We start from the raw sequence: 19595 nt of genomic DNA, 5'->3' as shown, positions 1-19595 counted from the left end.
ATCAGCTAGAAATCCTCTTCCGGCAGCCGGACTCAGCCTATCGGCAAATGAACATGCAGAACCCACCTACCAGGGCATCATGAAGGTGAAGGACTGAGCTGCGGGGAAAGTACTCCATTTATATTGGCTATCCCGGCGATGAGTGCATCGGCATTAAACGAAATGCTGTCAATACCATGGCTGACCAGCAAACGCGCAAAAGACGCAGAATCACTGGGCGCCTGACCACAAATTCCTACTTTCCTGCCGCATATTTTACCCTGGTTAATCATCTGGGTAATTAGCAACTGAACTGCAGCATTTTGTTCATCGAACAGGTCAGCTACCAGAGCAGAATCCCTATCAATCCCTAAAGTCAATTGGGTTAAATCATTTGACCCAATGGAGAAACCATCAAATATTGCAGCAAATTGCTCGGCCAGCAGCACATTGGCCGGTATCTCTGCCATTACAAAGACTTCAAGACCATGGTCTCCTTGTATCAGGCCAAATTCTTTCATCAGGTCGATCACTTTTCTCCCTTCTTCCACAGTACGGCAAAAAGGAATCATTAATTTCACATTGGTAAAACCCATTTCATTTCGTACCATCCGCATGGCTTCACATTCCAGTTGAAATCCTTCACGGTAACGCTCATGGTAATACCTGGAAGCACCGCGGAAGCCAATCATCGGATTCTCTTCAACCGGTTCAAAGTCCTGGCCGGCAATAAGACCTGCGTACTCATTGGACTTAAAGTCACTCATCCTCACAATGACTTCCTTCGGAAAAAAAGCAGCGGCAATTGTAGCCACTCCTTTGGAAAGCTTATCCACAAAAAATACTTTTTTATCAGGGTGCTGCAACGTAATCTGTTCCATATCTGCCCTATCCTTTTCATTGCTTATCTTTTCAGGATGCACAAGAGCCATCGGATGAATCTTTATCAGATTGCTGATGATAAACTCCATTCTAAGCAAACCCACACCATCATTGGGGTAAAAAGACAGCTCGAACGCCCGTTCCGGATCTGCGACAATCAACTGTACCTTTGGTGTTTGCGGAATTCGGATATCCTCAAGGTCAGTTACAGATTCGGTCCATTCTGCTTTACCCTGATAAACAAATCCTGTCTTGCCATCAGCACAATTCAGGGTAATGATCTCCCCGTCAGTAATCGTAGTAGTGGCATTTGTAGTGCCCACTATTGCAGCTGCTCCCAACTCCCTAGCAATAATTGCCGCATGACTGGTCCTTCCGCCCCTGTTGGTTACCATTCCTGCTACTTTCTTCAGGATCGGATCCCAGTCAGGACTAGTGGTATCTGTCACTAAAATATCTCCCGGATTAAGTTTTGCTGCCTGCAGGGGAGAACTCAGAATTCTCGCCGGACCGGACACAATACGGCTACCAATTGCCTCTCCGGTGCACACAAGGGTCCCCTTTTGAGCTAAATGGTAAGAGGTCAGCTGCATTCTCTTTTTCTGTGAATGTACGGTCTCCGGGCGTGCCTGAATGATGTAAAGTTGCTGGCCGATACCATCTTTTGCCCATTCAAAATCCACAGCCTTCTGATAATGTCTTTCAATAATGATGGCCCATTTCGCTAACTTTTCGATTTCCTGATCCTCCAGGACAAACTTATTTTGCAGCTCCAGGGGAGTCAGCTTATTGATCGTTGCATTTACTTCATCCTCCTGATCCGCGTAAACCATCATCTGGTTCTTACTGCCCATGTTTTTTTGAATAATTGCCTTAAAACCCTGCTCAAGAGTAGGTTTAAAAACCAGAAACTCATCAGGTGTAACTGTTCCCTGAACGATATTTTCACCCAGCCCCCAAACGCCTGCAATATGTACCACATCTTTAAATCCGGATTCCGGCTCCAAAGTGAAACCAACACCTGAACACGCCATATCTGAGCGGATCATCTCCTGTATCCCAACAGAAAGAAATACTTTATGATGATCAAAGCCTTTATCCTCCCTGTATTTTATTGCCCTGTCGGTGTATAAAGATGCAAAACATTGCTTGACCGCATAAAGCAGGGCATAGCTTCCACGAACGTTTAAATAGGACTCATGGAGACCTGCAAAGCTTGCCTGGGGTAAGTCTTCTGCCGTCGCGCTGCTGCGCACGGCAACCTCCTGTACACCATCCTCAAACATCGCATCGTAAGCTCCGATTATCGACATTCCAAGGTCATTGGTCATTCTGCCGGACATCAACAGGTTCCTGGCCTGCTTTCCAATTTCTGCCAGGTTGGTATACCCCTGTCTGTCCAGTTCTTTCATCAGCGCAGCAAGTGGGAGTTCAAAACCATTGCAGCTGACAAAATATTTATAGGCAGCAGCAGTAACGGCAAACCCCTTAGGTATTAATATACCTTTTGGTGTTAAATGACTGAACATTTCTCCCAGAGAAGCGTTCTTTCCGCCAACCTCGGCAATATCATTAATGCCGATCTCACTAAATTTTTTGATGTAGTTCATCTTGATAGAATTTAATTATGAATTCACTCACCGGGTGATTTTCCAGTAAACACTTTAATAAATTATTACAATTCAAATAATTCATCATTTTTAACGGCTTCTTCGACAAGCGCGAAAAGCGCTCTTTTGGTATGGCGGAATTTATGGGTCAACCCGGTTATCAGCCGTCCCAGCCGGATGTGCGTTGCTTCCAGGTCTTGAGGGTTTTCCAGGATCAAATCCTCTGTGACCAGTTCCTTATGACTGAGGTGTTCACTAAGCAGCATGTCCAGTTCATGTCTTTTGCTTTCTATTTCCGCAAGCTCAGTTTCTAATGCACTGAGTTGTTGAGTAAATCGGGCTGCAGACAAGCGTACAAAATACGCAGCTAGTAGACGGCGGAAGAAAATACCTTCAACCTTAAAAAACTGAAGGTCTTGGGTCCAGCTGTTAGCTGAAGAATCATATTTAATCACACCAGAGGATAGTTTTACAGAGGTTTGCATAACTGAAATATTTGATTATCAAATTTAAGCAGCTGGGATTGGAGCACATGATGGCCATCGGCCAATGCATGGATGCTGATCACATACGGGCTCAGTGGTGAGCAATAAACAAGGGCAGATCCAGCTCCTGCATTAAAGTGTCGGCCAGACTATGCTTAAACCATCTGGAAAGTGCCGTTCGTCTGTAGGCGCCCAATACAACTAGCTTATTTTCGCTGCCAGCTGTTAAATAGGCTAATATTTGCTCCGCTGCTTTTCCGTTTAATAAGGTAAAGCTTGACCTTGGAAAATGTATGTCTGTAAAATCTTTCATCAACCCCTCTCCAGGAATTACCGCTGCATCATTAGCCGTCTCATTTACACTCAAAACCTCCACAGTCAGGGCAGCCCAGTTTTCAAAAAGATAGCTGAACAACTTGATGGCATAAAGCGAAGAAGGACTGCCATCATAAAGCAGCACAATCTGTTCAAAGTCCTTAAAATGATCCGGAATCACAAGAACAGGACATTGAACCTCGGCCAGTAGTTCTTTAAGAAACCCGCTGGGCCGTTCATCCTCACTCCTGGAAAATTTTTCCCATTCGTTAATAATTATCAGATCAGCAAACATGCTTTCATATTGAAGTTCAAGCAAGGCCAGACTGGTATCACGATGGATAGTGTAGCTTACACCGGCATATTCACACGCACTTTGAAATTCATAAACAGCTCCATCCCTTTGCAACTGTTCTCTTTCATTCAGTTCCTTCAGTACTGTGTCCGGATCAGAGACTGTTTTCAACACCCTGGACAGGTTGTAATTGTGATAGAAAAAGGCATCTAAAAAAACTCCGGTCAAATGACCATTACATTTTTCTGTGATCAGCAAAGCATATTCAAGTGTGCTTTTACTCAGCTGATAACCGTCAAAAACCGCAAGAAAATTTTTCATAATATCTCAACTAAATGCTATTTCTGTGAAAATACCAACAGTGGAATTTTAGTGTGTCTGGAGAGCTTCTGTGTATGGCTCCCCCTGAAGATTCGTCCAAGGAGACCATGACGGCGATGACATAGGGCGACCATATCCATATGCTCCTGTTCGGCAAGCCATTCCAGTCCATTGTCAATGTCTATGTTCCAGACATATTCAAACTTAATATGAGGATAATTTATAGTCAGGGCCGCACGATCCAGGAAGGCGTCTATCTTATTTTGCAGTTTACCATCGGGAGCCACCTCCTTATCGGTAATATGAACAATGGTGATCTGCGCTTCAAATGCCTGTGCAAGTTCTGCGATAAATTGCAGTGAAACGATATCCTGTTCCCCGAAATCCGTCGCAAAAGCGATTTTGCGAAGCTTTTTAAAACTCGCCTCAAAAGGCACAAACAACACGGGGCTTTCCGCCTTTTCAATCATCTCCTTACTATTGCTCCCCAGCAGGAACTGGGTCAGCCCACCCGCACCAGCTATCCCCATCACTACCAAGTCTATTTTTCTGTGCTTAACCAGAGATGAGACCACTTCACAAACCGTTCCTGCACTTGCCTCAAAGCTCAAGTCAGGGCAATGCTCCGCTTCAGGGGAGCAGGACAAATCGGTCAGCATTTTAACCATTTCATCCAGATCGCCGGTAACTTCCCTTTTTAAATCGGCATAGTCCATTAAAGGCCATGCGACCTGCGCGGCCATAGGTGCGTCCGCAGGTACTTTAATCGCATTGCAAAGCAATACATCTGCTTTGAGGCCTTTGGCAAGTTCCAGGCCGTAGCGCGCAGCATTTTCGGCCGGAACCGAGAAATCTGTTGGAATTAAGATCTTTTTCATATTACAAAAAATAAATAGATACTGAATAGAAAAATGCTATAACGGTTTGTTTCCGCAATCAGGGGGAAATACCATTAAGGGGATAAAGATTCTTTTTTTGAGTCTTTGGGTATAGCTGCCCCTGAACAATTTATGAAGCACATTGTGTTGACGATGGACCATGGCCAGCACCTGCATCTGGCCATATTCGGCCAGCCAGTCTAAACCATTGTCCACCTCCGTATCCAGCACGTGCTGATAATAAATCTTATGATAATTTACTTTGTTGGTCACCTCATTTAAGAATTCATTTATTTTATTCCGCTGCTGAATACCCTCATCAGGAACTTTCCCGCTGATATGGACAATCAGGATTTCAGCATTAAACATCCGTGCAAAGCCGGCTAACGTGTGGATAATGCCGATATCGGTTTTACTCAGGTCTGTTGCAAAGGCAATCTTGCGGATACCCAAAAATCTAGCCTCGTCGGGAATCAGCAGAAGAGGTGTTTTAGTGGCCTCAACCATTGCCCTGCTACTGCTTCCTATTAGAAATTTCCCTATTCCTCCTGCCCCGGACATCCCCATGACCGTTAGACTTACTTCACGGTTGGCTGCAAAATTTGTTACCGTATCTGCCACGCTGCCTATGCCCACGGCATATTCAATCAAAGGGTGGAAGCTGTCGGGAGCTGTTTCCAGCTCATCTCTTTCCTTTAGTTTTTTGACATAGCGTTTCAACTCCTGCTCAACTTCATACTCCAGACTCTCAAATGTGATTAACGGGGCTGAAACATGTGCAGCCAAGGGAACTTCCAGGGGAACCATGACCACGTTACACAATTTGACATTGGCTTTCATCTGTTTTGCAAGATGCATTGCATAATTGGCCGCATTTTTAGCTGAGCTGGAAAAATCAGTTGGGATTAAGATCTTTTTCATGGGATTACAATTTTGTGTTCAAATACCCGATTACGTTTCAAAGATGCTAAGTAACAGCAGTTTAAATAGTGACAATCATCATCTTTAAGCATGATTATCGGCACTGGAATGCCGCCTGCTAGCTATGCTCAAAAAGCCATTGAAAAGGATGTGGTTTCTGTCTGGGTTTTAACCCATATTGTTTGATGCTTTTTTCCCGAATTAAATCAACAGCTTCCTCAATACTGTCGGTAACCAGAAACAGTTCTGTATCCTGTCTTGCCACCGTTCCCTCCTTTTGCAAACGCAATATATAAGCGATCAGTTCCTGGTGAAATTCCTTGCCAAAGATGATGATCGGGAAATTACTGATCTTACGGGTCTGGATCAGGGTCAGCGCTTCAAAGAATTCATCCAGAGTGCCAAAGCCTCCCGGCATAACCACAAAGGCAAAGGAATATTTCACCAACAAAACCTTTCTGATAAAAAAATGATTGATGTAAACCCATTTATCCAGATATGGATTTGGTTTCTGCTCGGAAGGAAGTTCGATATTGCAGCCCACTGAACGTCCGTTAACATCCTTAGCTCCTCTGTTTGCTGCCTCCATCAAACCCGGGCCGCCACCTGTAAGGATCGTAAAACCAAGTGACGCAAATGCTGCCCCGGCCTTTCTGGTCAGCTCATAATAAGGATGTCCTTCTTTGAAACGGGCAGATCCAAAAACGGTAATGCAGGGTCCCAGAAAATGAAGCTTCCTGAATCCGCGAATAAACTCCCTCATGGTTTTTAAGGTGAAGATAAACTCTTTCCACCTGGATTGCGGTCCGTCAAGAAAGACGATCTCGGATTTGCTCATGTCAGCTGTATTTTAATATTTACCGGTTGTTAATAATTCCCGGAACAAAGAAGATTCAAGAAAGATTTCTGGCCAGGCTCCTGAGTTGCAGGGATAACAGTATTCTGAATATTCCCGACAATAAGAACGCGAAAGCGGTCCAAACGACAATGTTGATGGCGCCAAAAAGAGGATCTGCGATAATCAATACCGACAAAATAACAATCAGTATACCTGTCAGCAAAAGCCAGGCCCAGTCCAGTACTCCATAGGCACGAAGTTCAATAGAACTGCTTATGGCCATAAATCCCCTGAAGAGCATCCATAAGCCAATGATTACCGGCATGATCACCATGGTCAGTAACGGAAGATTTAAAAGATAGCCTCCAAGGAAAATGTCAATCAGCCCACCGCTCAAAGTCCAGCCCCAGCCATGAAGCCTTTTGCGGTTACTTACCGAAAAGGTCACTTCAAAAATCCCGGCAAAAATCATCCCGAAGGCAAACAACAGACTTAGGGAAAGATAAGACGAGACTGGAGCGGCAAGCATCCAGATTCCCAGTCCTATAAATAATACTCCGGAACAAAACATCAGCCACCAGTATTGTGCAGCGTCATTATTGAGGTAGGTTGTTTTCATGATATTTTATATTAAGATGAGGCTTATTTCCAGCTCAAAGTTTCATAATCCCTAAAAAAAAATACATGACAAAGATCACCGGAACCGCTGATGGTGATCACCAGCTGATCCAGAAAATCAAGTTAGGTTTGAACTGCTTACCAAATTATTACAGATGATGAAAAAGATTCTTGTGACAACAGATTTCTCCACAAACTCAAAGGGGGCATTGCGTTTTGCCATGCAACTTGCCATGCAAAGTGACTGCCAGATCACATTTTTCCATTCCTACCAGGTCCCAAGACCAAGCAGATGGAGTGAGAGGGTTTTCAATTCCTTTGAAAACAGCGAATCTGCGAAAATCAACAAGAAACTGCGCAGGTTTGTAGCCGGTGCATATAAATCGCTTAGTCTATCCTTCACAGAACCTTTGCATTGCGTTGCAAAACAGGGAGCAAATCCTGACCACAATATCATGACGTTCGCGAAGGAAAACAGTTTCGATTACATTTGCATCAGCAGGAATGGAAATGGCAAAACCAGTCGATTGCTTGGATCCAATACAGCCACCCTGATCAAAAAATCTGAAGTTCCAGTCATCGCTGTTCCTCCATTCTACAAAAGAACCGAAATCCTCAGTATCTGCTACGCATCAGATTTGTTTGATCTTGACGATGAGCTAAAGAAAGTAACAAGCTTCAGCACCTCGATCGATGCAAAAGTGACCCTGTTGCACCTTAAAACCCCACTGGATTACCTTGCCGACAACCGGACCTTCAACACTTTAACCCAAAAACTCAATAAACACCACATTAGTGCAGTTTTTGACACCCTCGACTATGAAAAAACACTGATCACAAACATCAACAAAAATATAAAAAGCATCAAACCGTCAATATTAGTTATGTTCAGCAATCAAAGGAGAACAATTTTTGAAAAACTCTTTTTATCCAGTATTTCTGCTGAATTTTCTTCCGTTTCCAAACTTCCATTACTGGTTTTCAGGAAGAAATAGCGATACAATTCATTCGCCTGAATTATCAAACTCAATACATTTAATTTTTCCAATCATGAAAGCAATTTTTTACAGCACAAAATCCGTTGAGAAATCCCTGATGCTACATGCCAATAACCAAAGGCATGACCTTGTTTTTACCACACGGACATTGAGTACGGAAACCACCTCATTTGCCGAGGGGGCAGATGCAGTGGTCGTCTTCACCAATGATAACGTCACCGCACCTGTTATTCACAAGCTGGCAGCTTTAGGGATAAGGTACATTGCCACCAGATCTGTTGGAATAGATCATATTGACAGGGTCACCGCAGAAAAATATGAAATAAAGATCGCAAACATACCGGCCTACTCACCCCAGGCGATTGCTGAACATGCTGCCGCCCTTGCCCTTGCATTAAGCCGTCATCTGGTGCAGGCAAGCCAACAATGTCAACATTTTAACTTTAGCCTGAATAACTTAATTGGCTTTAATTTCTACGGAAAAACAGTAGGCTTGATTGGCCTGGGACACATCGGCAAGGCGGCAATACCAATTTTCAAGGGACTTGGGTGCAAAATTATCGGATATGATATCCTCCCCGGGCAGAATTTACCCGACATTGAGATGGTTGACCTGGATGCTCTGTATAAAAATGCTGACGTCATTTCCCTCCATATCCCGTTAAATGAACAGACCGAACACATTATTGACCGCACAAGTATCGAAAAAATGAAAACAGGCGTGATGATCATCAATACCGCACGTGGAAGTTTGATCAAAACAACAGATGTACTGGATGCCCTGAGAACTGGTAAAATCGGCTATTTAGGCCTTGACGTGTATGAAAATGAGCATGGCTTATTTTTTGAAGATCATGAAGCAGACCAGGTCAGGGATCCGCTATTGTCGGAACTGATGAGGATGCCTAATGTACTGATTACACCACATCAGGCATTTCTAACCACCGAAGCTTTGGAAGAAATAGCCCACCAAACGATAAATACCCTTAACAGCTGGGAAAATTGATTTTATTAATGCCCCGGATTGATGAAGATAAAATGGGTGCGGTTTTAAGGTGTATTACTCTTTTTTTTCTATTTGCGTCTCAACAGCAGGAAAAACCAGGAAATTTTTCGCACCTAAGATTCAATCAGAACATGACATAAATAACATAAGATATTGATAAACATTATTATAAACTCAAATAAATACAGTACTTACTTTATATCAATATATCCATTTAAGTGAAGTAGATTTCGGAACAAATTTTAATTTTTATCCGTGTTAATGGAAAATAATTGTCTAACTTCACTTACTGTCAGACTTTAAGTTAACTACCTTCATCCCGAATCATGAAAACTGTGCTAATCATCGAAGACGACAACGATATCAGGGAAGGCTGTGCGGAGATACTGGAACTATCCGGATACAAAGCACTTAAGGCTAATAACGGAAAAGCAGGAATCGAGCTTGCCAGCCAGCATAAGCCTGATATTATTTTGTGCGACATTATGATGCCCGAACTGGATGGATATGGAGTGTTGTATTTACTCGGCAAAAACAGTGCTACCTCTGAAATACCATTTATTTTCCTGACCGCCAAGACCGAACGGATTGATTTCAGAAAGGCCATGGAAATGGGTGCTGATGATTACCTGACCAAGCCTTTTGATGATATGGAATTAATCACTGCAATAGAAACCAGAATCAACAAATGGCAAAAACAGAAAGATGCCTACCGCAGTACATTAAATCACCTGGAGAGACTATCGCTGAACCCTGGAGATGGGATGAACGAGCTTAAAGCGCTTATTGCCGGCCGTAAAATCAAACGCATAAAAAAAAAACAGGTGCTGTTTTATGAAGGAGACAGCCCCCAGGGATTATACCTACTTATGGAGGGCAGCATCAAAATGATCAAACGAGCCCTTGACGGTCGGCAATTGATCACCAGTTTATATAAACCAGACGACTACATTGGCCTGGACTCGCTATTGCTTGAAGAAGCGTACACTGAGACTGCTGAGGCAACGGAACATACTTCAGTTTGTTTATTGCCAAAGGAACTTATTGTAAACTTATTGAACAAATATCCGGAAGTAAGCCGCCAGTTTATCAAAATATTGTCCAAAGACATCCACCAAAAAGAAGAACAACTATTAGAACTGGCCTACCTTTCGGTACGAAAACGCATCGCTCAGGTGCTATTGCGTTTAAGTAAAACCTCAGCCTCTCCAACCCTGTTAAACATATCAAGAGACGAGCTGGCTGAACTGGCCGGAGTTGCCCTGGAAACAGTAAGCAGAACGCTTTCAGATTTTAAGGAAGAGGGCCTGATAGAAAAGAATGGCAATCAGCTATGCCTGATTGACATTAGTCGCATCACCAAGCTGAAGAACTAATCTGCTGTAAAAGGGTCCTGCTGATGACAAGCGCATTTTCATCATTTCGCCAGGCAGTTCGTTTAATTGGCTGCATAAACTAATAATATAAAAACGAGAATTCTGATAAAATGAACCAGCCCAGTTCCAAACTTCTAGCTGAACCACAGACTGGACTGAGGGATGAAGGATCGGTTTGACGCTAAAGTTCAATTTTATCGGTGAGCTGATTATATTCCTCGAGTAAAACAATGTACTTCCGCATCCAGTAATGCACATGCTCTTCTGGAAGAGAGGGGTCTGACAATTTAAGATGCGTTTTATCTACCTTACCAGGTTGATCATCACTGAAACTCAAATCCTCACCAAGCTCTTTGCTGAAATCATGGTTGATGATCCTTCCTACAGCTGATAATAGACTTTTATCTAATGTACGCTGTTCAAACCAGTTATACAAAGTCCTTCGAGAGACCTTCATTCTTCTGGATACCTCACTAATGCTTATTTCCTGGCGCCGAACTGCACGTTCCAGGATTTCCCCAACATATACTTCCATAATAATTCTTAAGAAAAGTCATCATCGTAAATTATCGGCGATCCTACTCTCATCCATTCCATACAACTGGTTTTCCAGGGTTTCATCCAAATGATAAATATCCTTGTAAAAAACCGGCAGTCCATCCTGGATCTCACAAGTGAGGTATGTGACCTTAACCGGGACCGGGCTACTCAGTATAAAGTTCCTTTTCTGATAGGCATTTACCGACTTCTGCATCAAGGGAATTTTACTTTCTGAACCATCGTACTTTAGTAGCAATTCAGCCAGTCTCTCCGCCTGCTGAACCCGGATGCATCCATGACTTAGCGCCCTTAGATCTCGCTCAAAAAGTGCTTGATTGGGGCTGTCGTGTAAATAAATATTGAATTTATTTGAGAATTGAAATACCAGCGCGCCTAAAGAGTTGTCGCAAGCATTGGACTGCCGGGCAAAATACTGCGCCGGATTACTATTTATCTGTCTTATCCTGTAACTATTTATTGCAATATGCTTTCCCTTGATATCGTATATTTCATAGTGATTGCGCTCAAAAAAATCCGAGTTTTTAATTGCCTGCGGCAACAGCGTTTTAGTAAAAACACTTTGTGAAACCTTGCGGTCTGGCCCAGTAGTAAAATGAGTCACAATACTACTCAACACAGGTGTTTGCGATTCAGCTTTGCCCACGATTGCCTTAAAGTCATAAGTGGTATCTTTTTCGTGTAGCTTTACTGAATAGGACGGAATATTGATGTGGATATAATTAAATCCATTAATATTCGCCCATCTTAGTCTCTCCATATTAATGGCAATTTTTCTTGCCTCAGTCTCGGGCACTTCATAACAGTCGTCGACATATTGTCCCTTTATCAGTCTCATATAACTTTGTAGTTGCTCATATTCCTTAGTCTTTGGTTGTACGCTGAGCAGGGTCAACATGAAGTCCTTTCCTTTTAGCGCACCGATGAGCTCAGATTCGGCACTAAATCCCTTTAACCCTCCACCATCTATCTTTGCTGAGCTAACTTCAGGGTTGAGCTTTCCGTAATGCAAATGGTTCATAAAAGTAATCAGCGCATCAGTCAGCAACAGATCATACTGAACTTTGGCTACCTCACTGACCTTTTCAGGCTCATTGATCATGGTTCTTAAGCTGTCATAGGACAGCTTTTCCGGATGGTAATCGTTATGATTAAGTCCAAACTGAAGCACACAGTCCAGCAAAAGCATCCCCGTCCAGGTTTGGCCCGCCTTGTCTTTAGGTTTGATCCATGCATAATTAAAGCCGTTTGCCTTATAAAACCTTTTGACCGAGTTTGGATAACACAATTCAATACCGAAGGTTGACTTTTTCATTTCAGCTAAGATTGCCTGCTGAGATTTGGCTTCCTGGCATTTTACAGATGAAATAGCACATAACAAAAACACCAAATTCACTAAGATCTTCATATCCATTAAATTAAACCCTAAATTTCCAGGTTATTACGCGACTATTTAATGATCCGCGTCACGGATTAACTTGATTTAACACAGCTTTTTAAACCAGGAAGATCTGTTAAAAGACTCCTTATCGATTAAATTCCATGAAAGCTGTTCAGTGGTCTTGTCATTAATAAATAAGCAAAACGATCTTTTCTGAAGACCCCAGTCTGAAACCAAGCCATTTTCCGCTCAAAACGTGATGAATATCATGTATAAAACTGAGCTCCATCAATTGAAAAACAGTGAATTAAGGGAACATTTACACATTATTAAACCTTATGTTATGACACCTGCAACAACAATTGAAAACAATGAACTCGAAACAGAGTTACAGGAACTATTCCTCATTGGCAAGCAATGGACCACTGACCTGTCGTTTATCGAATGCGAATTGACCACGCTTAATAAGCTCTTTAAAAAAGCTTCCTTTATGCTGGTCAAAAGTGATTTTGACAGACTTTCAGGTCTAAACCGTATTTGCGCAGATTTGAAAAATAGACTACGCGAATATTTCGGGCAACTTAAACCACTGATTACAGATCCAAAACAAACTATTGACTTCAGTTTAATAGATCAATATACGTTGCTGGAACGGGAATTGGAAGAGGCTCTGCAGCGCCTGCAGATATTCAAAAACAAAATCTTTCAAACCAATAAGCATCAGCTAAAAAATCCCAGTTCAACTACATCGTAAATCTGCTGAAGCGGATTGCGATCGGGAAATATGGGGGCCAACTTCAAAGAGTCTTCAGATTTTAATATCATATTTACGTATGAAATTTCTAATTGTTGAAGACGAAGAAGGCTTAAGAAAAAGTATTGACCAGTATTTGACAGCTGAAGGAAACATTTGTGACTGTGCGTCAAATTATGAACAGGGGTATCAAAAACTGTCTATTTACGACTATGACTGCGTTTTACTGGATTTAACCCTTCCTGATGGAGAAGGGCTTCAGCTCTTAAAGTATCTTAAAAAGATCAATAAGGCAGATGGCGTACTAATCATTTCAGCGCGCAATTCCCTGGATCAGAAAATTGAAGGATTAAGCCTCGGTGCTGACGACTACCTGATCAAACCTTTCCATTTATCCGAACTTTACGCCAGAGCGCTGGCGATTATAAGACGACGTAATTTCAATGGAAACAGCCTTTTGAGTTTCAATGAACTGGAAATTGACACCGCCTCAAAGGAAGTCAAAGTAAACGGACAGCTTGTGTACCTAACCAGAAAAGAATTTGACCTTCTTTTATATTTCCTGGTCAACAAAAACAAGGTGATTTCCAAATCTGCAGCAGTGGTGCACATATGGGGTGATGAAGCGGACATGGCAGATAGTTTTGATTTCATTTATACACATATTAAAAATGTAAGGAAAAAACTGACAGATTCCGGCTGCAAAGACTATTTTCAATCGGTTTATGGAGTAGGTTATAAATTCACCGATGCATGAAATTATTTACCAGTTACAACAGCATTTTATCTGTCATTACCCTTACAGGCCTCTTGATTATAGGATTCTTATTTTATCAAACATTAGGTCAATATATCAACAGGCAGATTGAGGACCACTTATATGAGGAGCTCCTGGAAGTAAAGGACTTTGCTCATGTTAAAAATATTCTGCCATCTCCCGAAGGTTTCGATGATGTAATCGTGGAGTATAAAAAAATACACAGGCTCACCAATAGCCACAGATCATTTGCCGACACGAATTTCTACAATCCTAAAAAAAAACACAATGAGTCTGCAAGGTACCTGAAAACACAATTGGTGCTGAACGGGCAACCTTACGAAATACTCATCATCTCCTCAAAATTTGAACGTCAGGAACAGATCAAAAGCATCATCCTGGTCATTTTATTACCTGTCATAGCGTTGTTATTGATTTTGTGGCTGGTCAACAAAATCCTGATCAGAAGAATGTGGTCGCCATTCAGACAATTATTAACAAACATCAAGGCATTTAACATTAATCAGGAGAAGGTTTTTGAGCCAATCCAAACCAATATTGAAGAATTTAAAGAACTGAACAAAGCTGTTCTTGAAGTATCCTTAAAGGTAAAATCGGACTATAAAGAGATCAAGCTGTTTACTGAAAATGCATCCCACGAAATGATGACGCCTCTTGCAGTGATCAACTCCAAACTTGACACCCTGCTGCAGTCCAATTCACTGGGGAAAGAAGAAAGTGAAATCCTGTCAGATCTGTATAAAGCCACCTCGAAACTAACAAAATTGAATCAGTCTCTTTTACTCCTGGTGAAAATTGACAACAATCAGCTCCAGGCCAGGGAAGAAATTAACCTTAAGACTTTAATTGAAGAGAAACTCGGTTACTTCCAGGAACTCATTCAAAAAAGGAATTTGAACATACAATCAGAACTCGCTGAATTTATCATTTATGCCAACCGCTCCTTAGTAGAGATTTTGGTGAATAATCTTTTCAGTAATGCCATAAGACATAATTACGACGGAGGGTCCATTCGGATTACATTGACCGAAGATAACCTTGAATTTTCCAACACCAGCACACAGATGGGCCTGGATCCTTTAAAAATCTTTGAACGATTTTATAAAGACAACGCCTCTGATGGTACAGGACTGGGACTGGCCATTTTGAAACAAGTATGTATAAGAAAGAATTATCAGTTGAGTTACTGCTATCAGCGGGAACAACACCACTTTAAGATTGTCTTTAAGCATTCCGAAAATAAAAATTAGATGACAAAACCTTAACATATTTTAACACACAACTTCACAATGTCTTCAGAATTCCCATAGATATTAGATTCATCAAAAGGCATACTGATGAAAATATTACTAATTACACTATTATCATTTGTTCCAGCTTCCTTAATCTGGAATGGCAATTTCAATGAGGCACAGCAGCAGGCTAAAGCCGGTCATCAACAGATCTTAATCAATTTTTCAGGATCTGACTGGTGTGGTCCATGCATTCGTTTAAGAAAAGAGATCTTCGAATCCGAAACCTTTGAGAATTATGCCAAACCACATTTGGTACTGGTGCGCGCAGATTTCCCCCGTCAAAAAAAGAATCAGTTGTCTGCAGCACAAATTGAACAAAATGAGGCACTGGCAGAAAAATATAACCCGGACGGTAAATTTCCTTATACCCTGCTGGTGAACGAAGATGGAAAAGTCTTAAAATCCTGGGATGGCTATCCAAATGAAAGTCCTGAAAAGTTTGTTCAGGAAATCAAAACCACAGTATCCGGTAATTAACAAACAATGAGAATCAAAGAATCCTGTCAGCGCATATTGAAGCTAATGGGCAATCGGTTTGAGTTCACGGTGATTGCTGAGGATGAAGCTGCCGGCCAAAAGGCAATTGATGCAGCTATAGCAGAGGTGAGACGGATTGAAGCGCTGTTCAGCACTTTCAGAGACAGCAGTCAGACCAGCCTGATCAATCAGCATGCGGGTATAAAACCCATAAAGGTAGATAAAGAGGTGGTTTCCCTTATTCAGCGAGCCATAAAAATATCGGATATTACCCAGGGCGCTTTTGACATTACTTATGGTTCTATTGATAAAAGCCTGTGGAATTTTGACATCAACATGACCTCGCTTCCGGAGGTTGAAACTGCGCTTCAATCGGTAAGTCTGATCAACTATCAAAACGTAATAATAGACACAGAAAATTCGACAATAATGTTGAAAAACAAGGGTATGCGCATTGGATTTGGCGGTATTGGCAAAGGGTATGCCGCAGACCGGGCCAAGCTTGTTTTGCAAAATATGGGTATCAAAGCTGGAATTGTTAATGCCGCGGGTGACCTGGTGACCTGGGGCATGCAGTTAAACGATAGGCCCTGGACCATAGGCATCGCTGACCCGAACCAAAGCAACCTTCCCTTCTCTTCATTAAACATCAGCAACATGGCCATTGCAACATCTGGCAATTATGAAAAATATGCTACCATTAATGGCAAAAAATATTCGCATACCATTGATCCTAAGACCGGTCTTCCGGTTAGCGGAATCAAAAGTGTAAGTATCCTTTGTCCGAGCGCTGAATTGGCTGATGCCCTGGCCACACCAGTAGTGGTAATGGGCGTTGAGGTAGGTCTTGATCTGATCAACCAGTTGCAACATGTCGCATGCATCATTATAGATGATTTTGACCGTTTGTATACTTCCAAAAATATTAATGTAAAACAATGATATGAAAACGTCAATTCCAATATCAGTACTTCTAGGTACGAGCCTTTTTGCCCTCAGTTTGCTGAGTGCGTGCGCAACAGTGAAACCCTATCAAAAAAACAAGCTCAACGACGCCGAAATGACCTTATCGTCAAGACCAGCTCAGAAATTTGAACAAAGTTTCCAGCTCTACCGGGAAGGCGGATCGGGTGCCAATGGCGGAAAAAGTGGTGGTGGTTGTGGTTGTAATTAGCGGAAATAATGAGAAAAATTTATCTGCATGTACTCATGCTGTTCCTCGGTGTATTAGGTGCCAACGGACAAATTAAAATTAAAGCCACTCCTTCCGACACGAGCAATTACCAAAGCAGAAAACTCAAAATTGATGAAATTAACCTGGTATCAGCATATTACCATCAGGATGGGAACAATTCGGCTGTAACGGGTGGTATAGGAACTGAAAAACTAACAGATTTTGCAAACACCTTCGATTTGCAGCTGTCTAAATTCAACAAAGCAGGGAATAAAAACACTTTTCTGTTTGAACTCGGTGTAGACCATTACACTTCTGCTTCATCGGATAAAATAGATCCAGGCACCATCTCTTCTGCCTCCAGGGCAGACACGCGTGTCTACCCTTCGCTAAACTGGACACACAATAATGAAAAAACAGGGAATGCTATTGGCTTTACAGGATCCTTTTCAACAGAATATGACTACCAATCCTTAGGTGCAGGATTTAACCTTACTCGTTTATCAAAAGATAAAAATACGCAGTTTGATTTCAAACTGCAGGCATTTTTGGATACCTGGAAAGTCATCCTACCCGTTGAACTGAGATCTGAAACCAATCCAGGCAATGGCAGGGAATCAAAAAGTGAGGGATCAAGTCCAAGAAATTCATTCAGTGCCGCTTTCTCTCTTTCCCAGGTCATCAACCAAAAGCTGCAGGCACTGATCATGGTCGAGCCAGCTTACCAGAAAGGTTTACTGGCCACCAAATACCAGCGCGACTATTTTACGGATGGCTCTTTAAGCGCAGAAACCTTGCCCGACAAGCGTTATAAGCTACCTATTGCAGCCCGGTTAAATTACTTTGCGAGTGATCAGGTCATCATCCGAACTTATTACAGATATTTCATGGATAACTGGGGCATCAGGGCCCATACTGCCGAAATAGAAGTTCCTGTAAAACTAACCTCATTTATCTCTTTAAGTCCTTTTTATCGTTATAACAAGCAAACCGGATCACGCTATTTCGCTCCCTATGGCCAACATGATCCTTCCGCTGCCTATTTTACCAGTGATTATGACCTATCTACTCTGGACAGTGATTTCTATGGCGCAGGGATACGCCTGGCCCCACCCCATGGAGTATTTGGCTGGCAACATCTTAACATGCTAGAACTGAGATACGGACATTACAGCAGATCTACAGGACTGGTTTCTAACATTATTACCTTAAATTTAAAAGTAAAATAAGATTGACACAATCGCCATGGCTATTATCGAACCGCTAAGAAAAGATATTGACGACCCATCTGATATCAAAAAACATAGTGCCTCTGTTAGGGTATGGCATTGGCTGAACCTGCTAATCGTTAGCGGATCATTATTAACAGTCTTGTTAAATTCAACCTTGTTAGATGTAAAAGGCAATACAAGCTATGTACAACAACAATTGCAGGAATCCGGTGTTTCTGTAACCCCCGGGCAAGCTAAAAGCGTAGCCCATGGCCTTGAAGACAAGGTTTGGGGCATCCATATCTATTTTGGTTACGCCCTGGTCGCAATATTGTTGTTCAGGTTAATTGCTGAAATTTTTCAACCTCGTAAACAAAAATTTTTCAGCAGCTTGAACAGTGCATATCAGACTTATCGCAGGCACAGTAAAAAATCCAATCTGGCTTTGCACGATCTTACCGTTAAAGCACTATACCTTATTTTCTACCTGCTGTTAATTATTATGGGCGTTACAGGACTGTCTATGGCATTTGATCAGGAACTGGGTATCAGCAAGGGGACAAGCCACAGCATCAAAGAATTTCATGGTTTCTGTATGTATTTGATCCTGATCTTTATTGGAGTACACATTGCAGGGGTATTACTGGCTGAAAGAAAAGAAAACAAGGGCGTCGTATCAGACATGATCAATGGAGGTAAAACATCGTATGGAAATTGAGGAACATTATACCAACAGAAGCGGCTGGTTAAGGGCTGCAGTTTTAGGGGCAAACGACGGCATCCTTTCTACTACAAGTCTGGCAATAGGGATTGCAGCAGCAAGTACCACACGGGAACCGATTGTTCTTGCTGCACTGGCAGGACTGGTAGCAGGAGCATTATCCATGGCTGCAGGGGAATATGTTTCAGTAAGCTCACAATCGGACATCGAGGTCGCTGACCTGACGAGAGAAAAAGGAGAGCTGGAGAATACACCGGATGCGGAACTACAGGAGCTGGCCAATATTTATCGCCAAAGAGGCCTGGATGAAAACCTGGCCAAGCAAGTGGCAGTCCAACTCACTGCCCATGATGCCCTGGGGGCGCATGCTAAGGATGAACTGGGTATTAACGAGATCACCCAGGCGAAACCGATGCAGGCAGCATTAGCCTCAGCAGCTTCCTTCATCATTGGTGGCTTGCTCCCGTTGCTGGTTTCGATATTTGCACCAATAAAACTGATGCTCATTTACCAATATGGCTTTTCTATAGTATTCCTGGGCTTGTCAGCATTGGTTGCGGCAAAAGCAGGTGGTTCTAGCCGGGGAAAGGCCGTCCTGAGAATTTGCTTTTGGGGAACGGCAGCCATGGTCATGACCGCATTGGTTGGCTATCTTTTTGGGGTAAAAACCACCTGAGCAGGAATCAAGCAAAACAATGATCTGAATCACTCCTATGCTCGGGAA

Annotated in this window: 21 protein-coding genes; 12 read left to right on the top strand and 9 right to left on the bottom strand. The window is 42.3% G+C overall.

From position 1 onward, the window contains the following. Positions 1-77: 77 nt before the first annotated feature. The 7 genes from ppsA to CPT03_RS03405 all read right to left on the bottom strand — a co-directional run bounded on the left by ppsA (position 78) and on the right by CPT03_RS03405 (position 7095). Complete coding sequence (gene ppsA / locus CPT03_RS03435; protein ID WP_099437532.1) at positions 78-2471, bottom strand: phosphoenolpyruvate synthase; 2394 nt, start codon at positions 2469-2471, stop codon at positions 78-80. Positions 2472-2536: 65 nt separating this feature from the next. After that, positions 2537-2956 (bottom strand): hypothetical protein, encoded by a 420-nt coding sequence (locus CPT03_RS03430; protein WP_099437531.1) that lies wholly within the window; start codon positions 2954-2956, stop codon positions 2537-2539. Positions 2957-3047: 91 nt separating this feature from the next. Beyond that, positions 3048-3887, bottom strand: coding sequence for a universal stress protein (locus CPT03_RS03425; protein ID WP_099437530.1), 840 nt, complete (start codon positions 3885-3887; stop codon positions 3048-3050). Between the two features lie 17 nt (positions 3888-3904). Continuing rightward, a complete protein-coding gene (locus CPT03_RS03420) occupies positions 3905-4765 on the bottom strand; it encodes a universal stress protein (protein ID WP_099437529.1) in 861 nt (286 codons plus the stop codon). A gap of 36 nt (positions 4766-4801) precedes the next feature. After that, entirely contained in the window at positions 4802-5686 is an 885-nt protein-coding gene (locus CPT03_RS03415) for a universal stress protein (RefSeq protein ID WP_099437528.1), read from the bottom strand. 118 nt (positions 5687-5804) lie between these two features. Continuing rightward, the gene (locus tag CPT03_RS03410) at positions 5805-6524 is read right to left on the bottom strand and encodes a TIGR00730 family Rossman fold protein (protein ID WP_099437527.1); all 720 of its coding nucleotides are present in this window, start codon (positions 6522-6524) and stop codon (positions 5805-5807) included. A 55-nt stretch (positions 6525-6579) separates the two neighbouring features. Next, the gene (locus CPT03_RS03405; protein ID WP_157766337.1) at positions 6580-7095 is read right to left on the bottom strand and encodes an HdeD family acid-resistance protein; all 516 of its coding nucleotides are present in this window, start codon (positions 7093-7095) and stop codon (positions 6580-6582) included. A gap of 202 nt (positions 7096-7297) precedes the next feature. Between CPT03_RS03405 and CPT03_RS03400 the strand changes: the two genes are divergently transcribed. From CPT03_RS03400 to CPT03_RS03390, 3 genes are all read left to right on the top strand, one after another. Continuing rightward, positions 7298-8137 carry a universal stress protein gene (locus CPT03_RS03400; RefSeq protein ID WP_099437525.1) on the top strand — a complete coding sequence of 280 codons (840 nt, stop codon included), beginning with the start codon at positions 7298-7300 and terminating at the stop codon, positions 8135-8137. 55 nt (positions 8138-8192) lie between these two features. Then, the gene (locus CPT03_RS03395) at positions 8193-9146 is read left to right on the top strand and encodes an NAD(P)-dependent oxidoreductase (protein WP_099437524.1); all 954 of its coding nucleotides are present in this window, start codon (positions 8193-8195) and stop codon (positions 9144-9146) included. A 326-nt stretch (positions 9147-9472) separates the two neighbouring features. Next, positions 9473-10522, top strand: a complete 1050-nt coding sequence (locus CPT03_RS03390; RefSeq protein WP_099437523.1) for a response regulator — start codon at positions 9473-9475, stop codon at positions 10520-10522. A 181-nt stretch (positions 10523-10703) separates the two neighbouring features. Here the strand turns inward: CPT03_RS03390 and CPT03_RS03385 are convergent, their stop codons facing one another. Together CPT03_RS03385 and CPT03_RS03380 are read right to left on the bottom strand one after the other, a co-directional pair. Continuing rightward, positions 10704-11057: a hypothetical protein gene (locus CPT03_RS03385; RefSeq protein WP_099437522.1), complete on the bottom strand. Its 354-nt coding sequence runs from the start codon at positions 11055-11057 to the stop codon at positions 10704-10706. 21 nt (positions 11058-11078) lie between these two features. Next, positions 11079-12488, bottom strand: coding sequence for a L,D-transpeptidase family protein (locus CPT03_RS03380; protein WP_157766336.1), 1410 nt, complete (start codon positions 12486-12488; stop codon positions 11079-11081). A gap of 316 nt (positions 12489-12804) precedes the next feature. Here CPT03_RS03380 and CPT03_RS03375 point away from each other — a divergent pair, with 316 nt between their 5' ends. The 9 genes from CPT03_RS03375 (at position 12805) to CPT03_RS03335 (ending at position 19547) form a co-directional block, all read left to right on the top strand. Next, positions 12805-13215, top strand: a complete 411-nt coding sequence (locus CPT03_RS03375) for a hypothetical protein (RefSeq protein ID WP_157766335.1) — start codon at positions 12805-12807, stop codon at positions 13213-13215. Positions 13216-13294: 79 nt separating this feature from the next. Continuing rightward, positions 13295-13972, top strand: a complete 678-nt coding sequence (locus CPT03_RS03370) for a response regulator transcription factor (protein WP_099437519.1) — start codon at positions 13295-13297, stop codon at positions 13970-13972. Next, the gene (locus tag CPT03_RS03365) at positions 13969-15243 is read left to right on the top strand and encodes a sensor histidine kinase (protein WP_216641596.1); all 1275 of its coding nucleotides are present in this window, start codon (positions 13969-13971) and stop codon (positions 15241-15243) included. The genes CPT03_RS03370 and CPT03_RS03365 overlap by 4 nt, the downstream gene beginning before the upstream one ends. An 87-nt stretch (positions 15244-15330) precedes the next feature. Continuing rightward, positions 15331-15765, top strand: a complete 435-nt coding sequence (locus CPT03_RS03360) for a thioredoxin family protein (protein ID WP_099437518.1) — start codon at positions 15331-15333, stop codon at positions 15763-15765. Between the two features lie 6 nt (positions 15766-15771). Next, a complete protein-coding gene (locus CPT03_RS03355) occupies positions 15772-16707 on the top strand; it encodes an FAD:protein FMN transferase (RefSeq protein WP_099437517.1) in 936 nt (311 codons plus the stop codon). 118 nt (positions 16708-16825) lie between these two features. Further along, the gene (locus CPT03_RS23030) at positions 16826-16939 is read left to right on the top strand and encodes a DUF4266 domain-containing protein (RefSeq protein WP_245869959.1); all 114 of its coding nucleotides are present in this window, start codon (positions 16826-16828) and stop codon (positions 16937-16939) included. 8 nt (positions 16940-16947) lie between these two features. Beyond that, positions 16948-18168 carry a DUF3570 domain-containing protein gene (locus CPT03_RS03345; protein WP_099437515.1) on the top strand — a complete coding sequence of 407 codons (1221 nt, stop codon included), beginning with the start codon at positions 16948-16950 and terminating at the stop codon, positions 18166-18168. A gap of 16 nt (positions 18169-18184) precedes the next feature. Then, positions 18185-18868 carry a cytochrome b/b6 domain-containing protein gene (locus CPT03_RS03340; protein WP_099437514.1) on the top strand — a complete coding sequence of 228 codons (684 nt, stop codon included), beginning with the start codon at positions 18185-18187 and terminating at the stop codon, positions 18866-18868. Then, positions 18840-19547, top strand: a complete 708-nt coding sequence (locus CPT03_RS03335) for a VIT family protein (protein WP_245869958.1) — start codon at positions 18840-18842, stop codon at positions 19545-19547. Before CPT03_RS03340 ends, CPT03_RS03335 begins: the two co-directional genes overlap by 29 nt. Positions 19548-19595: the final 48 nt, after the last annotated feature.

Source organism: Pedobacter ginsengisoli (assembly GCF_002736205.1).
Taxonomy (GTDB): domain Bacteria; phylum Bacteroidota; class Bacteroidia; order Sphingobacteriales; family Sphingobacteriaceae; genus Pedobacter; species Pedobacter ginsengisoli_A.
This window is presented reverse-complemented; position numbering and strand designations above follow the sequence as displayed.